This window comes from Aequorivita marina (assembly GCF_031631895.2).
In the GTDB taxonomy this organism is placed as follows: domain Bacteria; phylum Bacteroidota; class Bacteroidia; order Flavobacteriales; family Flavobacteriaceae; genus Aequorivita; species Aequorivita marina.
In genome coordinates, this window is record NZ_JAVMBW020000002.1 from 293,321 (window position 1) to 317,274 (window position 23,954).

At 37.1% G+C, this 23,954-nt stretch carries 24 protein-coding genes, 1 pseudogene and 1 riboswitch; of the genes and pseudogenes, 13 read left to right on the plus strand and 12 right to left on the minus strand.

The window, feature by feature from the left end; genetic code table 11:
• Positions 1-135: 135 nt before the first annotated feature.
• Both QPK98_RS05310 and QPK98_RS05315 read left to right on the plus strand, forming a co-directional pair.
• On the plus strand, positions 136-414 hold the full coding sequence (locus tag QPK98_RS05310; protein WP_310992020.1) for a DUF3817 domain-containing protein: 279 nt from the start codon (positions 136-138) through the stop codon (positions 412-414).
• Positions 414-1,676, plus strand: a complete 1,263-nt coding sequence (locus QPK98_RS05315) for a mechanosensitive ion channel family protein (RefSeq protein WP_310992021.1) — start codon at positions 414-416, stop codon at positions 1,674-1,676. Before QPK98_RS05310 ends, QPK98_RS05315 begins: the two co-directional genes overlap by 1 nt.
• A gap of 2 nt (positions 1,677-1,678) precedes the next feature.
• Here QPK98_RS05315 and QPK98_RS05320 read toward each other — a convergent pair whose 3' ends face one another.
• A complete protein-coding gene (locus tag QPK98_RS05320) occupies positions 1,679-2,068 on the minus strand; it encodes an acyl-CoA thioesterase (protein WP_310992022.1) in 390 nt (129 codons plus the stop codon).
• Positions 2,069-2,219: 151 nt separating this feature from the next.
• Complete coding sequence (locus QPK98_RS05325; protein ID WP_310992023.1) at positions 2,220-3,581, minus strand: NAD-dependent succinate-semialdehyde dehydrogenase; 1,362 nt, start codon at positions 3,579-3,581, stop codon at positions 2,220-2,222.
• Positions 3,582-3,795: 214 nt separating this feature from the next.
• On the opposite strand from QPK98_RS05325, the gene gcvT reads away from it, so the two are divergent.
• The 5 genes from gcvT (at position 3,796) to QPK98_RS05350 (ending at position 7,841) form a co-directional block, all read left to right on the plus strand.
• Positions 3,796-4,878, plus strand: a complete 1,083-nt coding sequence (gcvT, locus tag QPK98_RS05330) for a glycine cleavage system aminomethyltransferase GcvT (RefSeq protein ID WP_310992024.1) — start codon at positions 3,796-3,798, stop codon at positions 4,876-4,878.
• Positions 4,878-5,792: a glutaminase gene (locus QPK98_RS05335; protein WP_310992025.1), complete on the plus strand. Its 915-nt coding sequence runs from the start codon at positions 4,878-4,880 to the stop codon at positions 5,790-5,792. The genes gcvT and QPK98_RS05335 overlap by 1 nt, the downstream gene beginning before the upstream one ends.
• A gap of 19 nt (positions 5,793-5,811) precedes the next feature.
• Positions 5,812-6,669, plus strand: a complete 858-nt coding sequence (locus QPK98_RS05340) for a sugar nucleotide-binding protein (protein ID WP_310992026.1) — start codon at positions 5,812-5,814, stop codon at positions 6,667-6,669.
• A gap of 40 nt (positions 6,670-6,709) precedes the next feature.
• Complete coding sequence (locus tag QPK98_RS05345; protein WP_310992027.1) at positions 6,710-6,991, plus strand: 4a-hydroxytetrahydrobiopterin dehydratase; 282 nt, start codon at positions 6,710-6,712, stop codon at positions 6,989-6,991.
• 124 nt (positions 6,992-7,115) lie between these two features.
• Positions 7,116-7,841, plus strand: a complete 726-nt coding sequence (locus QPK98_RS05350) for a YebC/PmpR family DNA-binding transcriptional regulator (protein WP_310992028.1) — start codon at positions 7,116-7,118, stop codon at positions 7,839-7,841.
• A 77-nt stretch (positions 7,842-7,918) separates the two neighbouring features.
• Here the strand turns inward: QPK98_RS05350 and QPK98_RS05355 are convergent, their stop codons facing one another.
• The 6 genes and pseudogenes from QPK98_RS05355 to QPK98_RS05380 form a co-directional block, all read right to left on the minus strand.
• Complete coding sequence (locus tag QPK98_RS05355; RefSeq protein ID WP_310992029.1) at positions 7,919-8,965, minus strand: hypothetical protein; 1,047 nt, start codon at positions 8,963-8,965, stop codon at positions 7,919-7,921.
• A gap of 122 nt (positions 8,966-9,087) precedes the next feature.
• Positions 9,088-9,633 (minus strand): 1-acyl-sn-glycerol-3-phosphate acyltransferase, encoded by a 546-nt coding sequence (locus tag QPK98_RS05360; protein ID WP_310992030.1) that lies wholly within the window; start codon positions 9,631-9,633, stop codon positions 9,088-9,090.
• A gap of 19 nt (positions 9,634-9,652) precedes the next feature.
• Entirely contained in the window at positions 9,653-10,765 is a 1,113-nt protein-coding gene (locus QPK98_RS05365; RefSeq protein WP_310992121.1) for an iron-containing alcohol dehydrogenase family protein, read from the minus strand.
• Positions 10,757-11,467, minus strand: a pseudogene (gene kdsB / locus QPK98_RS05370) (3-deoxy-manno-octulosonate cytidylyltransferase); the annotation flags it as partial. The gene QPK98_RS05365 and the pseudogene kdsB, both read right to left, overlap by 9 nt.
• A 39-nt stretch (positions 11,468-11,506) precedes the next feature.
• Positions 11,507-12,100, minus strand: coding sequence for a DUF4126 domain-containing protein (locus QPK98_RS05375; protein WP_310992031.1), 594 nt, complete (start codon positions 12,098-12,100; stop codon positions 11,507-11,509).
• An 80-nt stretch (positions 12,101-12,180) separates the two neighbouring features.
• Positions 12,181-13,605 carry an ATP-dependent DNA helicase gene (locus QPK98_RS05380; RefSeq protein WP_310992032.1) on the minus strand — a complete coding sequence of 475 codons (1,425 nt, stop codon included), beginning with the start codon at positions 13,603-13,605 and terminating at the stop codon, positions 12,181-12,183.
• A 127-nt stretch (positions 13,606-13,732) separates the two neighbouring features.
• Here QPK98_RS05380 and QPK98_RS05385 point away from each other — a divergent pair, with 127 nt between their 5' ends.
• The 6 genes from QPK98_RS05385 (at position 13,733) to QPK98_RS05410 (ending at position 18,203) form a co-directional block, all read left to right on the plus strand.
• Complete coding sequence (locus QPK98_RS05385; RefSeq protein ID WP_310992033.1) at positions 13,733-14,395, plus strand: hypothetical protein; 663 nt, start codon at positions 13,733-13,735, stop codon at positions 14,393-14,395.
• A complete protein-coding gene (locus tag QPK98_RS05390) occupies positions 14,373-15,194 on the plus strand; it encodes a DUF3822 family protein (protein ID WP_310992034.1) in 822 nt (273 codons plus the stop codon). The genes QPK98_RS05385 and QPK98_RS05390 overlap by 23 nt, the downstream gene beginning before the upstream one ends.
• Positions 15,194-15,730 carry an RsmD family RNA methyltransferase gene (locus QPK98_RS05395; RefSeq protein WP_310992035.1) on the plus strand — a complete coding sequence of 179 codons (537 nt, stop codon included), beginning with the start codon at positions 15,194-15,196 and terminating at the stop codon, positions 15,728-15,730. Before QPK98_RS05390 ends, QPK98_RS05395 begins: the two co-directional genes overlap by 1 nt.
• A gap of 263 nt (positions 15,731-15,993) precedes the next feature.
• Entirely contained in the window at positions 15,994-17,421 is a 1,428-nt protein-coding gene (locus tag QPK98_RS05400) for a pyridoxal phosphate-dependent decarboxylase family protein (RefSeq protein ID WP_310992036.1), read from the plus strand.
• A 147-nt stretch (positions 17,422-17,568) separates the two neighbouring features.
• Positions 17,569-17,841 (plus strand): hypothetical protein, encoded by a 273-nt coding sequence (locus QPK98_RS05405; RefSeq protein WP_310992037.1) that lies wholly within the window; start codon positions 17,569-17,571, stop codon positions 17,839-17,841.
• Positions 17,838-18,203: a hypothetical protein gene (locus QPK98_RS05410; protein ID WP_310992038.1), complete on the plus strand. Its 366-nt coding sequence runs from the start codon at positions 17,838-17,840 to the stop codon at positions 18,201-18,203. The genes QPK98_RS05405 and QPK98_RS05410 overlap by 4 nt, the downstream gene beginning before the upstream one ends.
• Before the next feature lie 34 nt (positions 18,204-18,237).
• Here the strand turns inward: QPK98_RS05410 and QPK98_RS05415 are convergent, their stop codons facing one another.
• The 4 genes from QPK98_RS05415 to QPK98_RS05430 form a co-directional block, all read right to left on the minus strand.
• Positions 18,238-18,870, minus strand: coding sequence for a 7-cyano-7-deazaguanine/7-aminomethyl-7-deazaguanine transporter (locus QPK98_RS05415; protein WP_310992039.1), 633 nt, complete (start codon positions 18,868-18,870; stop codon positions 18,238-18,240).
• Between the two features lie 4 nt (positions 18,871-18,874).
• A riboswitch (PreQ1 riboswitch) is annotated at positions 18,875-18,919 on the minus strand.
• Positions 18,920-18,999: 80 nt separating this feature from the next.
• Entirely contained in the window at positions 19,000-20,328 is a 1,329-nt protein-coding gene (locus tag QPK98_RS05420) for a DUF4374 domain-containing protein (protein ID WP_310992040.1), read from the minus strand.
• Between the two features lie 4 nt (positions 20,329-20,332).
• A complete protein-coding gene (locus QPK98_RS05425; RefSeq protein WP_310992041.1) occupies positions 20,333-22,723 on the minus strand; it encodes a TonB-dependent receptor in 2,391 nt (796 codons plus the stop codon).
• 148 nt (positions 22,724-22,871) lie between these two features.
• Entirely contained in the window at positions 22,872-23,402 is a 531-nt protein-coding gene (locus QPK98_RS05430) for a hypothetical protein (protein ID WP_310992042.1), read from the minus strand.
• Positions 23,403-23,954 lie beyond the last annotated feature (552 nt).

Below are 23,954 nucleotides of genomic sequence, written 5' to 3' on the forward strand. Positions count from 1 at the left end.
TCGATTTCTTTTTTTTAAATATATACATTTTTAAAAAAAATCATTCCATAAATTAAACATAAAGCTTAGCCGATCTTCTTACAACTTGTATCTTTGCGCCAATTTAAAATTAGCAGCTCCTTTTAAAAGATAACTATGGAACTTACGGTAAAAACATTTAGATTGATAAGTACGTTGGAAGCAATTTCATTTTTAGTACTCTTAGGAATTGCAATGCCCCTAAAATATATTTGGGACATGCCACAAATGGTTCAAATTGTAGGGATGGCACACGGTATTCTTTTTGTGCTTTATGTAGGAGGCGCCTTTTATATGTTTAAAAAATTAAATTGGACCATTAAAACGCTGTTTATCGCAATTATGTGTTCTATCCTTCCTTTTGGACCTTTTTATGTTGAACGAAAATACTTGTAATGAACACAGAAACGCTTCAAGCTTATAGTCGCATATTTCAAGATTACTTGATAAAAGAAGGCATGACCTACGGCTGGGCTGTTTTTATTAACGTAGTTGTAAATTGCATAATAGCTTTTTCCATTATTGCCATTATAGACCTTATTTTCAAAAAGACCATTGTCCAGGCCTTTAAGGTATTTACAGATAAAACGGCATCTACCTTTGACGACTATCTTGTAAAAAGTAATTTTCCCAATCACGTTGCCCATTTAATACCTTTAATTATTATTTGGGGCCTCATACCTATTATTTTTGAAGCATCTCCTCTTATCATCAAAGTTCTATTTGTTGCAGCAAAAGTGTGTTTGGTTGTTTTAGCGGTTCTTATTTTTAGAAGCGTATTGCGCAGCTTACGAAGTTTTCTTGAAGAAAATGAGCGTTATGGCGATAAACCCTTAGAGAGTTATGTACAGGTATTAATGATTTTTGCCTGGGGAATTGGATCCTTTTTTATTATCAATTTAATTACAGGCTATTCAATAATTAGCGTTGCAACCCTAGGGGCAGCTTCGGCAGTAATATTGCTAATCTTTAAGGATACCATACTTGGTTTTGTTGCAAGCATCCAGGTTTCTGTCAACGATATTGTACGAATTGGCGATTGGATTACCTTCCAAAAGTTTGGAGCAGACGGGTTTGTAACTGAAATCAATTTGGCTACGGTTCGTGTTAAAAACTGGGACAATACATTTACAACAATTCCCACTTATAGCTTAATTGCAGATTCGTTCCTAAACTGGCGTGGAATGGAGGAAAGCGACGGCCGAAGGATTAAACGCTCCATTTATATAAAACAGTCTTCCATTAAATTCCTATCGGAAGAAGATATAAAACGATTTAAAAAAATAGGTCTTGTTAAGTCCTATATTGAACATAGACAAAAGGACATTGATAATTTTAATGAACTGACAGAAGCAAATAAAGAAGTCCAAATAAATGGACGAAACCAAACAAACCTTGGAGTCTTTAGGTATTATATTGATGCTTTTTTAAACGCCAATACGGCCATTAACAAAGACATGACATTAATGGTGAGACCCTTAGCCCCTACAGACAAAGGAGTTCCTATTGAAATATATTGCTTCAGCAAAGACAAGCGTTGGGTGAATTACGAACATATTCAAGCTGATATTTTTGATCATTTGCTGGCTGCCACCTCCCATTTTGATCTTGAAATATTCGAATTACCCAGCGGCAATGATTTTAAACACGTTGTTTAAGCCTATTCCTTCAATCGGTCCTTAACAAATTCTTTTTCAATTTTTCCGTGTTTATTGGGTTTCCCATCTTCACCTAAGCCAACCATTATTATTTTCGGAATGCTTATAATAACCTCGCGAGTCATTTTATTTCTAACCTCACAGCAAAGTGTTATAGAAGTGTTCCCAAATCCAATTATATCAAGGCCTATTTCAATAATATCGCCTTTTTTTGCTGAGCTTCTAAAGTTTATCTCACTCATATACTTGGTTACCGTTCGCGGGTTTTCAAGTTGAATGATAGCATATAGTGCCGCTTCCTCGTCTATCCATTCCAGTAGCCTTCCTCCGAAAAGCGTGCCGTTAGGGTTTAAATCTTCTGGTTTTATCCATTTGCGGGTGTGAAAGTTCATAGTTTAATACGTTGTTTTAATTGGTTTTAAAATTATATGTTTTTAAAATATTGGAATCTTGTTTAATAAATTAATGCTTGCTTAAAACACTTTAGATTTAAACCATCGTCAAACGATTTAAAGAATAAACCTAGTATATTTTTTCTATAAGTCACCTATTCACAAACACAGTTTTTTTATTGACAAATTCGTGAATCCCATTATCGCTGAGTTCACGACCATATCCACTTTCTTTTACCCCACCAAAGGGTAGTCTGGGATCACTTTTAACCAGTTCATTTATAAAGACAGCTCCTTCGTTAAATTTAGGCACGAGTGCTTCAGCCTTTGTAATATCTTTGGTAAATATTGAAACCCCCAGACCAAATTTTGAATTGTTTGAAAGCGCAATCGCTTCATCTACATTTTTAAATGTGGTAACCGAAAGCGCCGGACCAAATGTTTCTTCCTTAAAAACTGGCATTTCTTCCGTTACATGGGTTAATACCGTTGGTTCATAATATGCTTTTACGCGCTTCCCTCCTATGGCTAAACGGGCACCAGCAGCTATAGAGTCGTTTACCTGTTTTTCTAAATCTTCTGCTAGATCTTCTCGTGCCAAAGTCCCCACAAAGGTATCTTCTTTTATTGGGTTGCCACTTTTTAAGGCTTGAACTTTTGTTACTAGCTTGGTTACAAATTCTTCCGAAATTGATTCGTCAACAATAAGTCGTTTTCCGGCTATACAACTTTGCCCCGTATTCTGAAAACGTGCTTGAACACAGGTGTCAACTGTTTTCTCCATATCACAATCCTTTAAAACAACTAACGCATTGTTACCCCCCAATTCAAGTACCGATTTCTTTATGTTCCGGCCAGCAATAGCCGCTACGGATGATCCTGCAGGCCCACTACCCGTGAGCGTAACGGCCTTTATCTTTTCGTTTTTAATTATGGCTTCAACGGAGTCGCTACCAACTAATAAAGTAGTAAAGCAATTATCAGGAAACCCTGCTCGTTTAAAAACTTTTTCTATGTTTAAGGCACTACCAAAAACATTAGAGGCGTGTTTTAAAACACCAATGTTACCGGCCATTAAAGTAGGAGCGGCAAAACGAAAAACCTGCCAAAAAGGATAGTTCCAAGGCATTACAGCCAATACAACCCCAAGTGGTTCATAACTAACATAACTTTTATGGGCATCAGTTTTTATAACTTTTTTCTGAAGTTGTTCCTCTGCATTTTCTGCATAATATTCACAAACCCAAGCACATTTTTCAACTTCGGCAAGGGCTTGCGAAATTGGTTTACCCATTTCCAAAGTCATGGTTTCGGCATATTCTGTTTTGTTTTTCTTTAATTCAGAAGCAGCAGCAAGCATTAGATTTCTTCGCTCGCTAAAAGCGATTTCTCGCCAACTGGAAAATCGTTTATGCGCCTTGTCAATGATTTGTTCTACTTCTTCTTTAGTATGGTTTTTGTAAGATTTTATTTCTTTTCCCGAATAAGGGTTCACTGAAGTTGTACTGGCCATAATTTTTATTTTAAAAGTATTGAAAACATTGGCAAAACCCCAATCGATTAAGAGGATTTTAACGTGAAAATGTTGATAATAAACCACGCAAACACTCGCTAACTTTTAAGTATTATGATACATTTGCTAAAGCCTTTACTTATACGGAATGCTGAACATATTTTATTAATTTTTTAACCCTAAATAAGGGGTTTGAAAAAAAACACGGAATACGATGAAAAAAATTGCACTTACACATATACACGAACAATTAGGCGCCAAGATGGTGCCATTTGCAGGTTATAACATGCCTGTATCATACGAAGGCGTTAATGCCGAACACGAAACTGTTAGAAACGGGGTTGGTGTTTTTGATGTTTCGCACATGGGCGAATTTTTAATTAGCGGGCCGCATGCGTTGGAATTAATACAGAAAGTATGTAGTAACGATGCTTCAAAATTGGTAGATGGAAAAGCGCAATACAGCTGTTTGACCAATGAAACCGGCGGTATTGTTGACGATCTTATTATTTACAAGCTTAAAGACGAACAGTATTTATTGGTTGTTAATGCTTCAAATATAGATAAGGATTGGGAGTGGATCTCTAAATACAACACCATGGGGGCGGACATGCGGAATATCTCTGAAGATTACGCGCTCCTGGCAATTCAAGGCCCAAAAGCTATTGAAGCCATGCAGCCATTAAGCTCAGAAGACCTGAGTGCAATTAAATTTTACAATTTTAAGGTTGCCGATTTTGCCGGTGTTGAACACGTTATCATTAGCGCGACCGGTTATACCGGAAGTGGCGGTTTTGAAATTTACTGCAAAAACAGTGAGGTTGAGCAAGTTTGGAACAAGGTTATGGAAGCTGGAAAAGAATTTGGCATTAAACCTATTGGTCTTGCCGCAAGAGATACGCTTCGTCTGGAAATGGGGTTCTGTCTATACGGAAATGATATTGACGAAACAACTTCACCGTTGGAAGCTCGCCTAGGTTGGATAACCAAGTTTACGAAAGATTTCGTTAATTCAGAAAACCTAAAGAAACAAAAAGAAGAAGGTGTAAAAAGAAAATTGATTGGTTTTGAATTAACCGAGCGCGGTATTCCAAGACAAGGTTATGCAATTCTTGACCAAGACGGAAACAACATTGGTACCGTAACCAGCGGAACTATGGCACCATCTTTAGGGAAACCCATAGGTTTAGGTTACGTAACTATTGAAAACAGTAGCCCAGGAACCGAAGTGTTTATTCAAATACGAAAGAAACCAGTGGCAGCAACTATTGTAAAAACCCCATTCTATAAAGGCTAATGTTGGACTATCAAGCAATTTTAGAAGAAATAAATCACACGGTAAGAAGTTATGAGAATACCGGTAAAGTTGCAAGTTATATATCTGAATTGGCAAAAGTATCAAAAGATAAATTTGGCATTCACCTACAATTAATTACTGGTGAAAATTACGCTGCAGGAGACTCCTTAGAAAAGTTTTCAATACAGAGTGTTTCTAAAGTGTTGTCGCTTGCCAAGGCTTTTCAATTGGTAGGAAACAATTTGTTAGCACGCGTAGATGTGGAGCCTTCAGGAAACCCATTTAACCACCTTTCGCTATTGGAACTTGAGAATGGAATTCCGAGAAACCCTTTAATAAATGCTGGGGCAATCGTAGTAGCCGATATTTTGTTGACCCATCTGGAAAACCCAAAGCAAGATTTTTTAAATTTTGTTAGGGAATTGACCCACGATGATAGCATTGACTACAACGAAATTATAGCCGAATCTGAGCGCGAGTCTGGTTTTAACAACTACGCAGCAGCAAACTTGTTAAAATCATTTGGCAACCTTCAAAATGAAGTTGAAGATGTTCTAGACTTTTACTTTCATCAATGTTCAATTATGATGGATTGTAAACAACTTACCAAGGCTTTCTTCGTTTTCTCTAACAAAGGCAAGTGTTTAAAAAATGTCCAACATCTTACTCCTAGCCAGGTAAAAAGAATTAATGCCATCATGCTTACCTGTGGTTTTTATGATGAGGCAGGAGAGTTCGCCTTTGAAGTGGGCCTACCCGGTAAAAGTGGTGTTGGAGGTGGTATTGTCGCGTTATTACCGCATTGCCTTACGCTTGCAACTTGGGCGCCCGCACTAAATGAGCAAGGAAATTCGTTTCTGGGAATGAAAGCTTTAGAACTGTTTACTTCAAAAACACAGCTTTCTATTTTTTAAAACGAAAAGAAGTTTGGTTATGAGGACAAAAGTGGAAAAAGAACGGATTTTAATTCTAGGGGGTAGTGGCTTTATAGGAAACGCGCTCTATAAAGAACTCCTGCCCTATTTTGAAGTCCATTGTACCTATTGTTCTCAGCACGATACTTTTTCTGAAAATCAAGTGTTTCATCAATTTTTCACAGAAGAAGATTCGTTATTGGCGTTGCTACATAAAGTTAAGCCAACCACAGTTATTTCGGCAATATCAGGCACTTCTGAAAGTGTTTTTAAGACGCATGAAGAACTGGTAGCCTATACAGGTTTAAATAGTGAATGTTCAGTTTTGTATATTTCCAATTCCGAAGTTTTTAATGGAAAATTCAGGCATCCCGCTTATGAAAACGATTTAACTGTTTCAGAAACCAAACAAGGAAAGTTTAAAATTTCGATTGAAAAATTGCTGCTTGAGCAAATTCCGGCGCAAAGTGCTATTTTAAGGCTTCCCATAGTTTTAGGAATCAATTCCCCTCTAATTATACATTTACGCCAATGCATTCGGCATCAAGCGGCCTTTGAAGTATACCCAAATATGGTAATCACCGCTACAACTATAGACAAAGTGTGCCAACAAATTCACTATATTATTAATCAAGCTGTTCGCGGCGTGTATCATTTAGCAAGTTCTGATATGGTTCACCATGAAGACCTTTTTAAGGAAATTGCTTCAAAAATAGGCGATAAAATGCCTATCTTTAAAAGCGTATATCGCAGAAATGAAGATAGTTATAATGCAATTCTGTCAAAAGTGAATCGGTTACCAGATATGCTAGAAATAAGCACTTCCGAAGTAATTGAAGCATCCTGCCTAAACGAAGAAGTTGCAACAATTCAATAATGACATATAAACCAAACGTCCACATAAAAAACAAAATATTATGAAACCACTATCAGAAAATGAAATACAGGATAAATTAAAGGAGTTTGAAGGTTGGGAATATACCGAAGGAGCATTGTACACCGTATTTGAGTTTGATGATTTTAAGGAAGCTTTTTCGGCAATGACCAGAATTGCTTTTGAAGCAGAGCGATTGGCACACCACCCCGAGTGGAGTAATGTTTACAACTCATTGGAAATTTACCTTACTACGCACGATGCAGACGGCGTAACCGAAAAAGACTTTGAATTGGCCGCTATTATTGATGAATTAATAGGATAGCGAGTACAGATATTACAGTGCTTATTTTAAAAATCAATTTTTAGCAATTGGGATTTATTTTTTGGAATTTATTTACATTTGACAATTCTTTTTAGATATAATTAATAGAGATACATAATAACTTATGGGAAGAGCCTTTGAATTCAGAAAAGCAAGAAAAATGAAGCGTTGGTCAGCCATGTCTAAAGCCTTTACACGAATAGGTAAAGATATTGTAATGGCCGTAAAGGAAGGTGGTCCAGACCCAGACATTAACTCTAGGTTACGTGCTGTAATCCAAAACGCGAAAGCCGTTAATATGCCCAAGGACAATATTGAACGGGCCATAAAACGTGCTAGTGATAAGAGCTTGGGCGACTATAAAGAAGTGCTTTTTGAAGGCTATGCCCCACACGGAATTGCTATTTTAATTGAAACTGCCACTGATAACAATACCCGTACCGTTGCTAATGTACGCAGTTATTTTAATAAATGTGACGGCAATCTAGGTACTTCGGGCTCGGTTTTGTTTATGTTTGACCATACGTGCAACTTTAGGATTAATCCCGAAGGCTTAGATATAGAGGAGCTTGAACTGGAGTTAATTGATCACGGGGTTGAAGAGATTTTTGAAGACGATGACGGAGTTTTAATCTATGCCCCTTTTGAAAGTTTTGGGGACATCCAGTCTTACCTAGAAGAACGTGAGCTAGAGATATTATCATCTGGCTTTGAACGTATCCCGCAAGTAACTAAAAAACTAAGCGAAGAAGAAGCTGCAGATGTAGAAAAATTACTTGAGAAAATTGAGGAAGATGACGACGTTCAAAACGTATATCACACTATGGAAGAGTCTTCTAGCGAGGCATAATTTATACTACACTCATTTCACTAAAAAAGCCACTAGATTTCTTTCTAATGGCTTTTTTTAATTGAATATATTATTTCTTATTTAAATTGTTTCTTTGCGAAATAAAGCGAAGATGCACCTTCTAGAGGCGATGTTAAAGTTGGTTTAACATTTCCGCCAATACCTATCTGGTCATAGAATAATACCTTACCTCCATCATTGGTACGTTCAGCGATAAAAACCGTTCCAGTATCATAATCAAAAGCGGCAGCCACTGGATTACCAAGTTCAGATAAAAATCCAGAAACTCGTACTTGATTCCCCGAAATATCTAAGATATCACCATCTGGCAAGGCATCAAATTTACTGGTAAAGCTTTTAATAATATGAAATGCACCATCCTTATCATTTTCGGGATCACCAATATCAGTAAGAACAACAGTTCCTTTATCTTGAGTAATACCGTGGATACGGGTTATACCATCAATTTCAATACGCTTATCTGATGTTGCCGTAGCATCTGTAGTATAAGTTGATAAAAAGTTTTTAAGAACAGCAACATCTGCAGATTTATCTACAACTGTATAAAGGTCACTTCCAATTAATTCAATTCCCCAGACGGCATAATCTACCGTTACGGTGTTTCTTAGGGTATACCCGTTTTCGTCTCGCTTAAAAACAAGGAATCGCCCTTCATCTGTGTTCGGGTCATTATCTAAATCGGTATTGTCTGAAACAATATAGAAGTCTTCACTTACAGCTAAATCTCTTGGGCTGTCAAGCTCCGAATCACTAGAAAGCGACGGATTTACTTGGCTATTTGAAGGAACTTCACTTATGTTAGAATATGTATTTAAAACGTGTTGCTCTCGTGAAGCAAGTACTAATTCATCTTCCTCTTTATCGTAATATACGCCCTCGTTATTAGTACCGCTCATACTCATAGGGCGAATTAATATGCCATAATTGGAAGTGAAATCAAAAGAAAGCACTGTGTTTTTAGTGTTGCTGGTAACAAATAGATTTGCCGTTACATTAACCGGCTCTCCATCGCCACCGCCACCTGTAGGTCCATCATCAACACTACAAGAAATGGTTAATATAGCTAAGCCTATGATAGCAAACGTATATTTCATTTTTTTCATAATTTGTTTTTTTGCAATTTTAATAATTAGTTCTTAATGCGTTGCCTCAAAGAATAAGCTTAACTAATATTTAACGGCATATACCTGAAGCCAAATTACATAGGTACAATAAAGATGCCATTTTATATTTCATACGAGTAGGCTTCTTTTTTCCCAATAACGCCTTTAAAAGAGGCCCGTAATTTTTTTAAATCTGAGTCTATATTTCCCGTAGGGTAAAACGTTTTATTGATAACGATAGCCTTCTTTTTATAGTCAAAAGCCACACAAATAATAGGTACTTTAGCAGCTATTGCGATGTAATAAAACCCCGTTTTCCACTCAGATACTTTTTTACGTGTCCCCTCGGGCGCCATTGCCAAACGAAGCTCTTCTTTATTTTTAAATATTTCGGCTATTGCTTCTACCTTGTTTTGACCCGGAGTTCTGTCTAGCGCTACACCTCCAGTCCAACGAAAATACCATCCAAAGGGCCAACGGAACAGTTCTTTTTTAGCAATATAACTAATCGGTATTTTTGTTAGTCTACGTGTAAACAAGCCAAGGTAAAAATCGTGCCAGCTAGTATGCGGAACCACAATAATAACAGCCTTCTTAACACTTGGGTCAAAAGCACCGCTGATGTGCCACCCCATCATTTTCTCAAAAACAAACTTTGTAATCCCCATATGATATTTTTAGTGCGAATTACATTTTTAAGTATAACGCCTTCAGTTTTTCAGGGGTAATTGTTTCTTCCCACTGATCGCCCAAGGCATTTTCCCAAAGTGGAACCATGCTAAGTGCAACTGTAACCATTGTTTCCAATTGTTCCTCGGTAAGATCTTTACAGATTCCTTGTGGGATTTCAATATTGTGTTTTTCTACCATTTTCTCAAACAGTTTCACATCTTTGGGATAAAATTCATCTAAATATTGGAAGACAATACAGTTACCTATCCCGTGTTTTGTACCTAATACATAACCTAGGCCGTAACTCATGGCGTGGGCTACTCCAACCTGCGAATAGGCAATACTCATACCACCGTGCCAAGATGCCATCATTAATTTTCCACGAGAATCTTCCTCGGGAAGCTCGTCTCCTAGAAATATTTCCAGACATAAATCATAGGCTTTTTCACCATAACTCTGGCTAAAAGCGTTTAAAAACGTACCATTTAGAGACTCTACACAATGTATAAAGCAATCCATACCGGTATAAAACCATTGGTTTTTGGAAACGCCTTTGGTAAGCTCTGGATCAAGAATTACTTGGTCAAATGGTGTAAAGTCACTGTTTATACCCAATTTGCGTACAGGGCCTGTTAATACCGTTGTTCGTGAAACTTCGGCGCCTGTTCCTGAAATGGTTGGTACGCCCACGTGATAAACGGCTTTGTGCTTAACCAAATCCCAGCCTTGATAATCGGCTGCGCTTCCTTGATTGCTAAGCATAATGGAAACCGCCTTTGACAAGTCCATAACCGTGCCACCACCAATACCTATTATCCCTGAGGGGGTATGGGTAAATTCATTATTTATAGCTTTTACCAAGGCGTCAACCTGAGTAGTTTTTGGCTCCTCTTCGGTTGGAACAAAAATAAGTTTATCATTAAACCGAAGATTTATTCTATCTAAAAACGCTGCATTATCTTCAAAAACGTCATCTACTAAAAATATAAACGGTGCATTTTCTTTTTTCTGAGAAGAAAGTATTGTTGAAAGCTGATCAAAAGAGCCTTCACCAAAAACAATCTTAGGCACCATGGGAAAATTTCTAAATTTATTATTGATTGTATCCGGATTTTTATCCTTGAGCATTTTATTGGCCTTAACTAAATCTTCTGGCGTATCTATCTCGACCCCAGAAGTATTTGAAATGACCATTTTTATGTTTTTTCCGTATTCCAAATAACGGATACATTCAATTTTCTCTACAGCTTCTAAAGAGCGCATTGGTAAGCGGTAAAAATCTAGAATAGCACTTTTTCTAAAGGCATAAATACCTTTGTGCTTATAGTATTGAATCTCCATATTTTTATCTCGCGGATACGGAATTGGCGAACGCGAGAAATAAAGTGCAAAATCATCTTTATCTACAATTACCTTTACACAGTTAGGATCGCTAATTTCTTTCCAGTCGTGAATTTCCGACATTATAGAGGCCAGATCTATCTTTTCTGCATCAGGTTCATTAAATACGGCTAAAACCTTCTCTAAGCCTTCTTTGCTAGTAAAAGGTTCATCACCCTGAACATTGACTACAATGTCAACATCCATGTTTTCAACGGCTTCTGCAATACGATCACTTCCGCAATCGTGCTGCTTTTGGCTCATAATGACTTTTCCGCCATGCCGCTCAATTTCTTCAAAAATCACATCGCTGTCAGTTACCACATAGACTTCCTCAAAAAGTTCAGTGGCTTTAGCGGCTTCGTATGTTCTAACTATAACGGGTTTTCCACCCAAATCCTGCATTAGTTTTCCTGGAAATCTAGACGCGCCGTAGCGGGCAGGGATCATGGCAATTATTTTCAAGACAAATTATTTTTTAGAATGATTTCAAAAATAAGAAGATTTACTTCTTGCGGCTCGTTTTTTACGAAGCTTTTTATAAAACTTAAAAATCATAAAGAATAAGAAGACTACAAGAACAAAAGCAATAACAGGCACAAAGATAGAAGCAATTGCCATTACCATAGATGAACCCGTTTCTACCGTAGTCAAAACTGGGTTTGCTAGGCCGCCCGTGGTTGTGCTAGATGTGAGCCTGGCCGCGGCAGTATTTCCTTTTATTGCTGCAGCCGTTCCTCCTCCCGCTATAATAGCCAAGGCCCAAGTTACAACCGGGCTAAGGTCTGCCACTGTTGCCACAATAACTATGGTCCCTGCCAAGGTTGCCAAAGGCAAAGCAATTGTGTCTAGCACATTATCTAACCAAGGTATATAATACCCAAAAGTTTCAATTGCAGTGGCTACTCCCATCGTGATTACGGCGGTTAGGCTTCCTACCCATTGCCAACTTTCGTTTAACGGAATAACCTCATAAAAACCTGCCAAGCTCAATACTAAAAGTGGTAAGAACACCCTAAAACCGACCGCCGCGGCAAGACCAATTCCTAGAAAAATACTGACTATGATATTAAAAGCTTCCATTTTAATTTATTGTGAACTCAAATATTTTATTAAATTATAAAAATAAACTTACCGGTTAACGCTATCAAAAAGCAATGCACCTATCCTTCTTCAAAAAATGCATCTTTAAAGCCAATAAGGTATAACTTTTCCTCGGCACGAGTAATGGCGGTATAAAGCCAACGCAGATACTCTCTATCTATTCCATTGGGAAGATAAGGCTGTTCTACAAAAACAGTGTTCCATTGTCCACCCTGCGATTTGTGACAGGTTATTGCATAACTGAACTTAACCTGCAACGCATTAAAGTATTTATTGTTTTTTACTGCTAAAAACTTCTTATACTTAGACTTTTCATTAACGTAATCTTTCATAACCTCTTGGTATAAGGTGTTTGACTCTTCATACGTAAGCGAAGGCGTTTCAGATGTTAAGGTATCTAAAAGAAGCACTGTTTCCAATGGTTTCATATTTGGATAATCTACCATACGTACTTTTACTTCGGCAAAGCGGAAGCCATACAAATTCTTAAAAGCGAATATTTCTAAAACTTCTATAATATCACCATTGGCAACAAAGCCTGCTTCACTTTTATTATCTATCCAAAAATAATTATTCTTAACTACCATCAAATAATCGCCGGCAGCAAGTTCAGAATCTTGAAATAAAATACGTTGCCGAATACTTTGATTGTACAAGTTTGCCCTTTTGTTAGACCGAACTATAATGACGGTGTCTTCATTACCCAAATTGGAATAATTATCGCCAATGGCATCCATTATCTCTTGCCCATCAATGGGGCGAATAATATCTGGGAAACTGGTTCCTGAGAACCTAAAAGCTTCATAGAGCTCATCATCAAGCCGCTCCCTTATCTTTGTTGCATTCTCTAAAATACCGCTATCGTGTTGCTGGCGCACCACTTCATCTAACTCTAACAAGGTCACTTCACGATTGTATTGCATTTCTAAAACCCGAGGGTCTAAAGCTGGGCTAATTGCCAAATGTACTGGCGGCAATTGTGCAGAATCTCCAATTAAAAGAAGTTTACAATTGTTGCCGCTATAAACGTATTGCATCAAATCGTCTAGTAAAGAACCATTCTCAAAAAGTTTGGAATCTTGGTTAATATCTGGTATCATCGATGCTTCATCTACAATAAAAATTGTATCCCGATGTTTGTTTTTTTGCAGGGTAAAAGACACAGAACCCTTTTCGCTCTTCGGAAAATAGATTTTCTTATGAATAGTAAAGGCCTGCTTACTGGAGTAATTACTAATTACCTTGGCAGCTCTTCCTGTTGGCGCCAACAAAACTGAACGTTTATTGACTTTTTTTAGGTTTTTGACCAATGCACCTACAATTGTCGTTTTTCCCGTCCCGGCATAACCTTTTAATAAAAACGTCTCATTTTTGCTATTTCCCAGCACAAATTTTGCCAACAATTGAAGGGCTATATCCTGCTTATGCGTCGTATTATGGGGAAAACCGAGCTTTAAATATTTATAAAATTCTGATACATTCATGTTTCACTACTAATAATGAGGGTTTAAAGATAGGTATGATTTTTTCACAATATACTTTTACGAACAAAAAAAAATTGTAGATTTGCGATAGACCTTTTATAAAATCAACATTTAAACAATATCAACAATGAAATTAGTAATTCAGATTGTCCTTTGGATTGTCATCGTGTTTTTAGGCTGGAAACTATGGAACTCTATAATGGGGCCTGTAGAATTTAACAAAGTTAAGGAGGCACGGTATGCCAAAGTTATTAAGAATTTAAAAGACATACAAGTTGCCGAGCTTGCCCATAAAGAGATAACGGGTGCTTTTACGGGCGATTGGGATAGTCTGGTGCGCTTTATTGATACCGCTCAATTTGCAATTACGCAAAGACGAGATACTAGTTATGCTGATGTTGAAAGAAACAAAGCATTCGGTATCGATGAAGGTTACTTTATTGAAGAATCATTAATTGACACATTAGGGTTTATGCCTGTTAGAGACTCGCTTTATGGAGGTGCTGACAGATATAAAACAATGATGAACGTTCCTGTTGAAGGGGTTGATGCAAAATTTGAACTTAACTCTGGTACCATTGTAAAAAACGATGACACCTACTCTGTCTTTGAAGCAAAAGTTTCAAAAGAGGTGATTTTACAAGACCGCGATAAAGATCTTGTAACGCAAGAGTTACAAGTTCAATCTGTTGATGGCGTTAACGGCCCAGATATTAAAGTAGGTTCCTTAGAAGAGGTAAATACTACTGGTAACTGGCCAAAAATTTATGACTCTGCTAAAAACAAATAACATAAAAATCTCAACACATAATAGACTGTCCGTTCAAGTTTCTTTGAACGGGCTTTCTTTTTTGGTAACGGATCCTCAAAGTTCTGAGGTGATTTTTTTCCATGAAAAAATATTAGATTACAGCACCACTCCCGAAGAATTGCTCATAGAAATTGAATCGATATTTTTTGATAATGCTATTTTAAACTCAGAGTTTCAAGAGGTTTCATTGATTTACGCTACCTCTATTTACAGCCTAGTCCCCAAGACACTTTTTGATGAAACCAAAGCCAGCGAATATTTAAAATTCAACGCAAAAATACTGGCTAACGATTATATGGCGCATGACGTTTTGGAAAATCAAGATATCGTCGTGGTGTATATTCCATTTATGAATATCAACAACTTCTTCTTTGAGAAATACGGATCGTTTAATTACTATCACGCCACCACCCTGCTGTTGAAATCAATTTTTAAGGATGAAAAATATACCTTACCTAAAATGTTTCTCCATTTTCAGAAAAACACTTTCGATTGTATCGTCCTAAAAGATGGAGCTCTTCAACTCTGCAATAGCTATTCCTACAAAACGCCCGAAGATTTTATCTATTACACACTCTTTTGTATGGAGCAATTGCAGTTAAACCCTGAAACGCTCCCTGTATATCTTTGCGGAGCAATAGATAAAGCAGATGAAAACTATAAAATGGCATATACTTTTATTCGAAATATTGAATTTGCCACAAACAAAAGCACTATAACAAAGCTTACCCCAGGAGATAAAGACCATCAACATTTCATATTAAAAACTACGGTATAATGCGAATTATTTCAGGCTCACATAAAGGTAGAAGACTTATCGCCCCCAAGAACTTACCGGTACGCCCCACGACAGATTTTGCCAAGGAAGCACTTTTTAATATCCTTAGGGTTCGGTATTATTTTGATGAACTTACAGCGCTAGATCTATACACCGGCACAGGAAATATTAGTTTTGAATTAGCTTCCCGTGGCGTGCCAAACGTAACCTCAGTTGATGCTCATAGCGGCTGCGTTCAGTACGTAGATAAAATAGCAGAAGAATTCTCGTTTCCTATTAAAACGGTAAAATCTGATGTTATAAATTATCTAGACAATGTTTCAGAAAAGTTTGATGTTATTTTTGCCGATCCACCATACACGTTCGATTATTCCGAGTTATCCAGCTTAAGGACTAAAATCTTTGAAAAAAATCTACTTAACGAAGATGGTTTATTAGTGATAGAACATTCTAAACAAATAAATCTTTCAGAACTAGATCATTTTGCCGAAGCTCGTAAATACGGCGGCAATGTTTTTAGTTTTTTTCAGCCCTAAAACAATTCTTCAATCTCTAGGTTTGAAGTTTCGTTTGTTGGGTAAGTATCGTTTATTTTTCTTCTTATAAATCCACATGTTAAGCTGTTGTATTGGCTTCGTCTATTTTAACAAAGAAAGTCCCTGACGGAACCGCCGGCACCAGCGTGGTGTATTCTTGATTCTTTTGTTGGTCAATAGTAAATAAAATTTTAAAAAATTACCTTTGTTAGATGACCATGAAAACGGCCTAAAAACATAGCTAAGTAGTTTAAAAGCACTGTATGGACACAAAAAATATAATTGAGAAGTTACAAGAACTGAATAAAAGAAGCGGGAAACTCGATATACAAAAGCCGGAAAGACTAGAGATGATCGAAAAAGTAACAGATTATACCAATCAGTTTATAGCGGGACTTCCAAAGACAAAAGCCTTTATTGAGAAGAGTGCCAATTCCTTAGAAATTACGAATCGGGAAAGGTCACTTACAGCGCTTTTGGAAGTGTATCAAAAAGAAGTGGCCGAGACCGGTATTAATGCCGCTTCAGGAAAGCATTTGGGTTATATTCCGGGCGGAGGAGTTTTTACCGCCGCCTTGGCAGATTACATCGCTGCAATTACCAATCCGTACGCTAGCGTGCATTATGCATCACCCGGAGCAGCCACCATAGAAAACGAAGTGGTAAACTGGTTAAAGAACGTGTTTTCATTTCCAGACACTGCGGTTGGCTGTCTATCTTCTGGAGGTTCCATCTCAACACTTATTGCTTTTACCGCTGCAAGAGACAAACATAAAATCAAGAATGAGCGCATCCCAAAAAGTGTGGTTTATGTAAGTGAACAGGTGCATCATGCAGCCCAAAAAACTTTGCGAATTATCGGGTTGGAAGACGTTGTTATACGGTATGTTGCCTTAGACGATAACCACAAACTAAAAACAGATGCCTTAACCGAAGTTATAACAAATGACATTTCTATGGGTCTGCAACCATTTATGATTGTAGCAACCGCAGGAACTACAGATACCGGAGCTATAGACCCACTAAACGAAATAGCAAGGATTTCAAAAAAATACAAACTGTGGTTTCATGTAGATGCTGCTTACGGTGGATTTTTTATTATGACCTCAAAAAAGCATCTTTTTAAGGGAATTGAAAAAGCCGATTCAGTAATTATAGATCCCCATAAAGGACTTTTTATTCCCTATGGTGTTGGTGCCGTATTAATTAAAGACAGCGAAGCCGTTTTACACTCTAATTATTATACGGCAAATTATATGCAGGACGGTGCAAGTGAAGAAATGCTGAAAAGTCCGGCAAATCTATCGCCAGAGTTAACCAAGCACTTTAGAGGGCTTCGAGTCTGGTTGCCTTTGCAAATGCACGGAATAACCCCTTTTATCGCCTGTTTAGAAGAAAAACTACTGCTAACCCAATATTTTAGAAACAAACTATCTGAACTCAACTTTTGTCTTGGTCCACAGCCAGACTTATCCGTTAGCTATTTTTGGTATCCTTTCAAAACTAATCCCGATGAGAAAAACAAGCAGCTTATGAAAGCAATACATGCCGACGGAACTGTATTTTTAAGCTCCTCTATAATAGATGGACGCTTTGTTATCCGGATTGCCATCCTGGCTTTTAGAACAAAAAAAGAAACCATTGACGAAGCCGTAAAAATGATTCAACGGTGTTTAAAAAAAGTTGAATAGCGCCGTACAAACACTTTGGTAGGAAGCCCCTTTTACTTCAGGAGAAACCTAGCATTGTTTCAACAAAAATCGATCAGACTGACTTAAAATACGATTCCGATTCTCAAGTAATAAGTACTATCTTTGTCAGTTGAATTTTGTTTAAATATGTCACAGCAAAACAAGGAAAATGTTGAAAAAAATACTGCCGGTCTAAACGCTGAAAATTCAACATCAAAACCTGAACATACCCCCACAGAACCCCATCCCGAAACTACACCGGAAGTAGAAGTTGCGGAAAAGAAATCATTTTCTGAACGTTGGAAAACGAATCGGTTTTGGCTGGTTCGTGGCACGTATCACGTATTACGCTCAGTCTGGATGGCTGTTATGCTTATTGGCGGATTTATCATCTGGCTAATTTCGTTTTTGTTTATATGATGCATAAATTGCCCTTAAAGCTACTACACGCAGCCGTATTTCTGTTTTTACTCGTGTTTTTAGGTGTTCAAGGTTTAAAGTACTTTTCTCTTGCAAAGCCCAATTGGGTGTTTCATCATTTAAACGATTTTTTAGCAATACCCATTGTTGCTACACTGTGTTTACACGGCGTCTGGTTGCTTAAAAAAGATAGAACAATTCGCCTAGACGTTTTTACCATACTGAGCCTTGTAGTCTTTTTTTCTATTGCTTTTGAATATTATTTACCCCAGCAGTCGTATAGATATACAGGCGATGTTTGGGATGTAGTTTCCTATTTTCTTGGTGGGGCAGTGTTTTATGTACTACAGCAAATTGAGTAAGCTTTTTATAGCTTAACTTAAAACATAAAATGCACTAAGGCCTAGGTTGAAGCTTTTTCAGGACCTGGCTTAAAATAACTTTATAAAGCGGAAGAAAGAATAGGCCGTTAATTACAACTTTAAAAACATAATCTACCGTAGCAATTTCAACTAGATTTTCGGCGAGGTAGGCATCTGAGGTTTTGTAAAATGCAATTGTAAAAAACACAAAGGTATCCATTAGGTTTCCGAAAATACTCGAGGCCACGGGAGCATGCCACCATTGTTTATGTTGCCGAAGTTTATTAAAAACAAAAACATCTAAAATCTGTCCAACAACATAAGCTGAAAAACTCGCGATAGCAATACGCGCCACAAAAAGATCAAAGCTAAAAAAGGATTCAATTCCCAGCCATGAGCCATGACGAAAACCAACCGTAATTAAATAAGAAACCAATAAGGCGGGAAACATGGCATAAAAAATAATGCGTCTTCCCAATTGCGCGCCAAAAAGACGAACGGTCAAGTCTGTAGCTAAAAAGATAAACGGAAAGGTAAAAGCACCCCAAGTAGCCTTAAACCCAAATACGCTTATAGGAAACTGTACTAAATAATTGCTTGACGCAACAATAAGAATGTGAAACCCTGCCAACCATAGGGCTAGGACTTGTTTTTTTTCGGAAGACATAAAACGTTTCTTAGTTTTTTAACGTGGGAGAATTTCGAACCACGTGCCCAATTATTAAAATTAGGAGGCGCAATATAAACACTTTTTAATGGATTAAGGCATTATAAATTACAGAATTGTAATCCACTCCTACTCCCCCAACCTATAAAACCGTGTAGGTCTATATTTATTCGCAACTTGCATTTCTTTTTTAATATTCCCAGCGCGGTCAATAGAGTAAACGCCGTTAAAATTGGGCGCAATAGCATTGGGTACAACCATAAACAATTTATCGTCCACCACATTGAAAACATTCATTCTAGCAGCCGGATTGGAAGCGGGAACATCGAGCTTGGTATAGTTTTCTGTTGAAGCCGTATCAAATTGGTAGTAGTTTAATTTTAAGCCGTTCCGGGTTTCTACCTCTTCACTGGTGTCAAAAAGATAAGGGTCTTCCGAAATATGTAGATACAGCTTATTGTTATAGGCCATAATAGACTGGGCGATTCTTCCCGTTCCGAACAAGGATTCAATATCAATTTCCCAATCGGGGTCAAAATCTGTTTCGCCAGCTTTAATCCTAAAAACCTTAGATGGGTTATGGTCATTAAACTGGTTCCAGCCCCAAGAGCAAAAGTAGAGGTTTCCATCTTCATCTTTGGTAGTAGGATTGTTTTCCGAAACAAAAAACCCAACTGTTTTAACTCCTTCGTATTGAATGATTTTCTCAAAACTAAAACTAGGGATATCAATTACCGCTAAGTAAAAATTTTCTTCCTCCTCTGCAATCAAGTTAAAATTGGCACTCTCTAAAAAAACAACACTAACGTATAATTTATCCTCTTTTGTGTCCATTACCAAAGAACCGGTTCTAACCAAATTATTTCCGAATTCATCCTCAAATTCCGCTTCGGGACGAAATGCTTCAATATAGGGGCGCAGGTTTAAGTTGGCTTTTGTAGACATAGTCAAAGGGTTAAAAGCCTGTATGGTCTGCCCGCCACCATCTTCGTTGTAGTAAAAACCAAGGGTATCATTTACCAAGGCTAATTTTCGCGACGGAAATAGGTTTTCTTTACCTATGTATATTTCACTATCAATAAAAATTTGATTTGTTGTGTTTAACGTAAGCCGAAATAAACCAGGCGTAGATGAATAACCTCGTTTATCTTTCGCCATACTAAAGATGTAGTTTTTAAAAGAACGATGTCCTGAAGAAGTTGAAGGATCTGAGTTGACAAAGGTTTGGTTTGCCTCAATTAAATCATAGGTTTTTCCAGGGTCTATTCCGTTTAAATTAAAACTAAAGAAACGGGTTATATCTGCCGTTGAAGCATCTTCAGTAGCTAACACATAACTAAAGGACGAGTAATCTGTCTTTGGCGTTTTATTCTGATCATCTAAGTTGTCAACCTCGCATGCAGACAAGCCTAAAGCCATTAGGCAGCAAAGGAATTTATATGGTATTGAAAACTTCATACGCTTAAAAACTATACATTATTTTCATTCTAAAATGCCGGCCCGGACTCTGCATTTTAAATTCGTTATAAATATCTTCATCAAATGCATTTTTAAGTTCCGCACTAAAAGATACGCTTTGTTTTGAAAAATCGCGCACATAGATAAATCCCAAATTATGGGTGTGCTGCCTCGGAATAATCCGGCTGGTATTAATTTTAGATGTTCCGAAGAGCCCTAAAAATCCATCGGGTTCAAATTGTTGCTCTATATAATCTAGGTAATACTGATGCACATAGGAATAATCCCAGAAAAAGGATAAGTCTGTAGAAAGCTTCAACAGCTCCTTAAAGTTGTAGGTTGCACTTACATTACCGAAGTAAAACGGCATATTGGCAATACGGGCATCCTCAAAATGCTGATTGTTTAAAAAGCTATCTTCAGAAGATCGCAAACGGAAATCGTTCCAAGTTAGGTTTCCACCTAAAAGTAAATTAGCTACTGGTTCATAATTGGCCTGCAACTCTACCCCAAAGCCTTTAACATTGTCTAAATTTAAGTAGGTAGCCTGATATTGATTAAGGTCTTTTAAACGAATTAGGTTTTTAGTATCGCGATAATAGGTGTTTATTTCAAAACCAAAATTAGTTCCCGTATAGGTATAACCTAGGTTTATATTTTTACTCTCCTCCGGAACCAGTTCGTAATTGGCTACAATAAAGTTATTATCGCCAAACAATTCTTGCTGTTCAGGCAATCGAAACGTATTTTCAATTGAAACGCGAACATAGCTTTTAGCATTGATGTTGTACTTTAAAGCCTGTGAAAAGCTCAAGCCCGTATTTGTTACTTCTTTGGAAACAATATTCTCTTCTAGCGGATTATCTGAAGCATTATACTGGCCTGCAAAATTTCCGTATAGGTATTTAAATTGAGTATTAGATTCCAGTTTTCGTTCAAAAAACTGTGTGTTTAGGGCAAAATTAGTGATCAGTTTATCATAGACAGTGCCGTCTATATTCAAGTCGTTGGTGTTTGACGACCTATTGTAATGACTGTAAACCGTGTTGTTTTCTATCTGAAAATAGTTGTTAATTAGGTAATTTAGATTGGTTCGCGTAGTAAATTGTTTAAAGTTGTTGTTAAGATAGCCATCCTTTAAAAGCAGGTTACCCATTTCGGAACCTGAATTAGTGGCATGAGCCATTCCTTTCCAATCATAATATACATTGTTGGCCTGGTCAAAGATTTCAAAATTGATTTGGCTATACACAACAAATTGATTGATGCTTAATTTGTTATTTAAAAAGTGGTTTTTATATTTAAGCGAAGGGATAAAGTCACCACTTTCTTTTCGGTACACTTCACCAAAAGGTCTTGCTCTTGAAAACGGATCGTTCTGGATGTCTCTTTTTAAGCCATATGAATTCACTTTAAGCTCAATAGATTCTGCCCAAGACAACTCACGAGCTTCAAGCGAAAACTCTAAGGAATGTTGGTTAAACCCATTGTGAAATAAACGCTCCCGAATATAATTAACCTGTCCCGAATTTTGATCTTTATAGGGCAGGTTATCTACTTTATAATTGTTGTCTGAATAGTTATAAAAGCTATTTATACCAAGGAAAAAATGCTCGTTCAACTTTAAATTGGCGTTTGCAGTTGCAATATGGGTGTTAAAAGAACCCGTTTCGTAGGAAACCGTACCTGAATTTTTAGAGCTCCGTTTTGGCACAATGTTAATGGCGCTACCCAGGGCATCTACCCCAATTTTAGTAGGTAGCACTCCTTTATATACCTCAACACGACTAATGGCGTTGGTAGGCACTTTGGTAAGTCCAAAATTGGAGCCTAGGTAGTCAATTGGAACACCATCATATAAAAACTTGACCGCGTTCCCGGTAAATCCGCCCACAATAATATTGCTTGCAGAGCCTAGGCCGCCTACATTGCGTATTTTAACTCCGGGGCTTTTATCAACCAAGTCCTCTACCGAATTGGCCCGCCTAGTATTTGCTTCTACCGAAATAACATCTGCTTTGATGGCAGCGTTTTTTAATTTTTCACTCAAACTCAGCGTCCGAAGTTTCACTTCTTCTAGCGTATAGTTCATGGTCCCAACGTAGAGCGTTGTTTCCGCAATCTCCCCTACTCCAACTTCTACGGTTTTAACGGGAAATTGAAACCCGTCATAGGTAGGATAAATGGAATAAGTTCCCGCAGCTAAGTTTTCAAAAATAAAATTTCCGGCCTTATCTGTTAGGGTTTTTGTATTGGTTTCAACCAAATAAACTTGAATATTTTCAAGTTGGTTGTCGATGGAATTCACAACGTTCCCTTTTATAATCGCAGTATTTTGTGCGATGCAAAACGTGGAGAGAAGTAAAAGAAAAAAGTGTGTAAAATTCCGTAACATAAGAGAGTTGAGCCAATAGCGCTCTATGATATTTTGTAATACTGGGCGTATCTATAGCATCTAAATAGCTTGTGATGCAGCAATAAATACGCCCAGAAAGACAATTAAAAGTCTGTTATAGACTTTTTAGTAAACATTAACTATATGATTAATCAAAAAATCCGCAATGATACGGAGTTCCATCAGGATCAGTTAATTCTGGCAACTGGGTTGTATCGATAGCCTCTTTTACAATCGTAAATTTAGCCGCTGACCCATTAGACATTTCAGAATTAAAAGTAATCTGTGTTTTCCCATCAACTTCTGTTACATTGATGTTTGTAGGTGTTAAGCTAAAGTTATATGGTGGGCTTGCAGGGTTGTCTTGGATAATTCTGAAATCTTCCAATTCGCCATCCCAAGACCAATATTCTCCTTCAAAACTGATTGGGGCATCAGTATCTCCCAAGATAAAGTAAAATGTTCCATCTGCACGGAAATCGTAGCCAGCAACTAGCTCAACAATACAAGCATCGCTTGCAGGTATCCCGCCTTCTTCCATACGTGTAAAATCTACATTGGTAAGTTGCCACTCCCCAACTAAATTAACATTATCCTCGGCTGGAGAATCGTCATCACTGGAACAAGAATAAAATACCATTCCGAAAATAAGGGCACTAAATAAAACTAATTTTTTCATTGAATTGAATTTTTAAATTTTGGTGCAAATTTAAGCCTTATTTAGAATAAGACTAAGTAGAATGGATAGTTTTTCTGAAAAATTTTCAAATTATACATGGCATCCTAAAAACTAGTGGATAAGATGTTTAAACAACAAGACATTTAGAAACACTCAGGGTCTTTCAAGAGTTAAAAACAATTTTTTCACTATTTATAATCATTAGTGTCCGACAAAGATGTACGACCGCTTCGCTAAATGACTAACGACATACGACTAGAATTGTAAAGTCTTGATAATTAGGTTAATTCCGTTATACATATTTTTAAAATGTTTATCCTTTATTGGAAGCTAAATAGCAAGGTGTTATATTTTAATGATATTCTAAAAGCTTACTATTGTTGAAACAAGTGGTTTTTTAATTATTTTAATCGGACACTACTAATTTATAATCATTAGTGTTCGATTAAAAGAGTGAGAAAATTTGTTGAGTCACAGATAATAGGCAATTAGAATATTTTTTATTTAATGACAGCATGCTATTATACTTAGCATCAAAATTTATCAATTAAA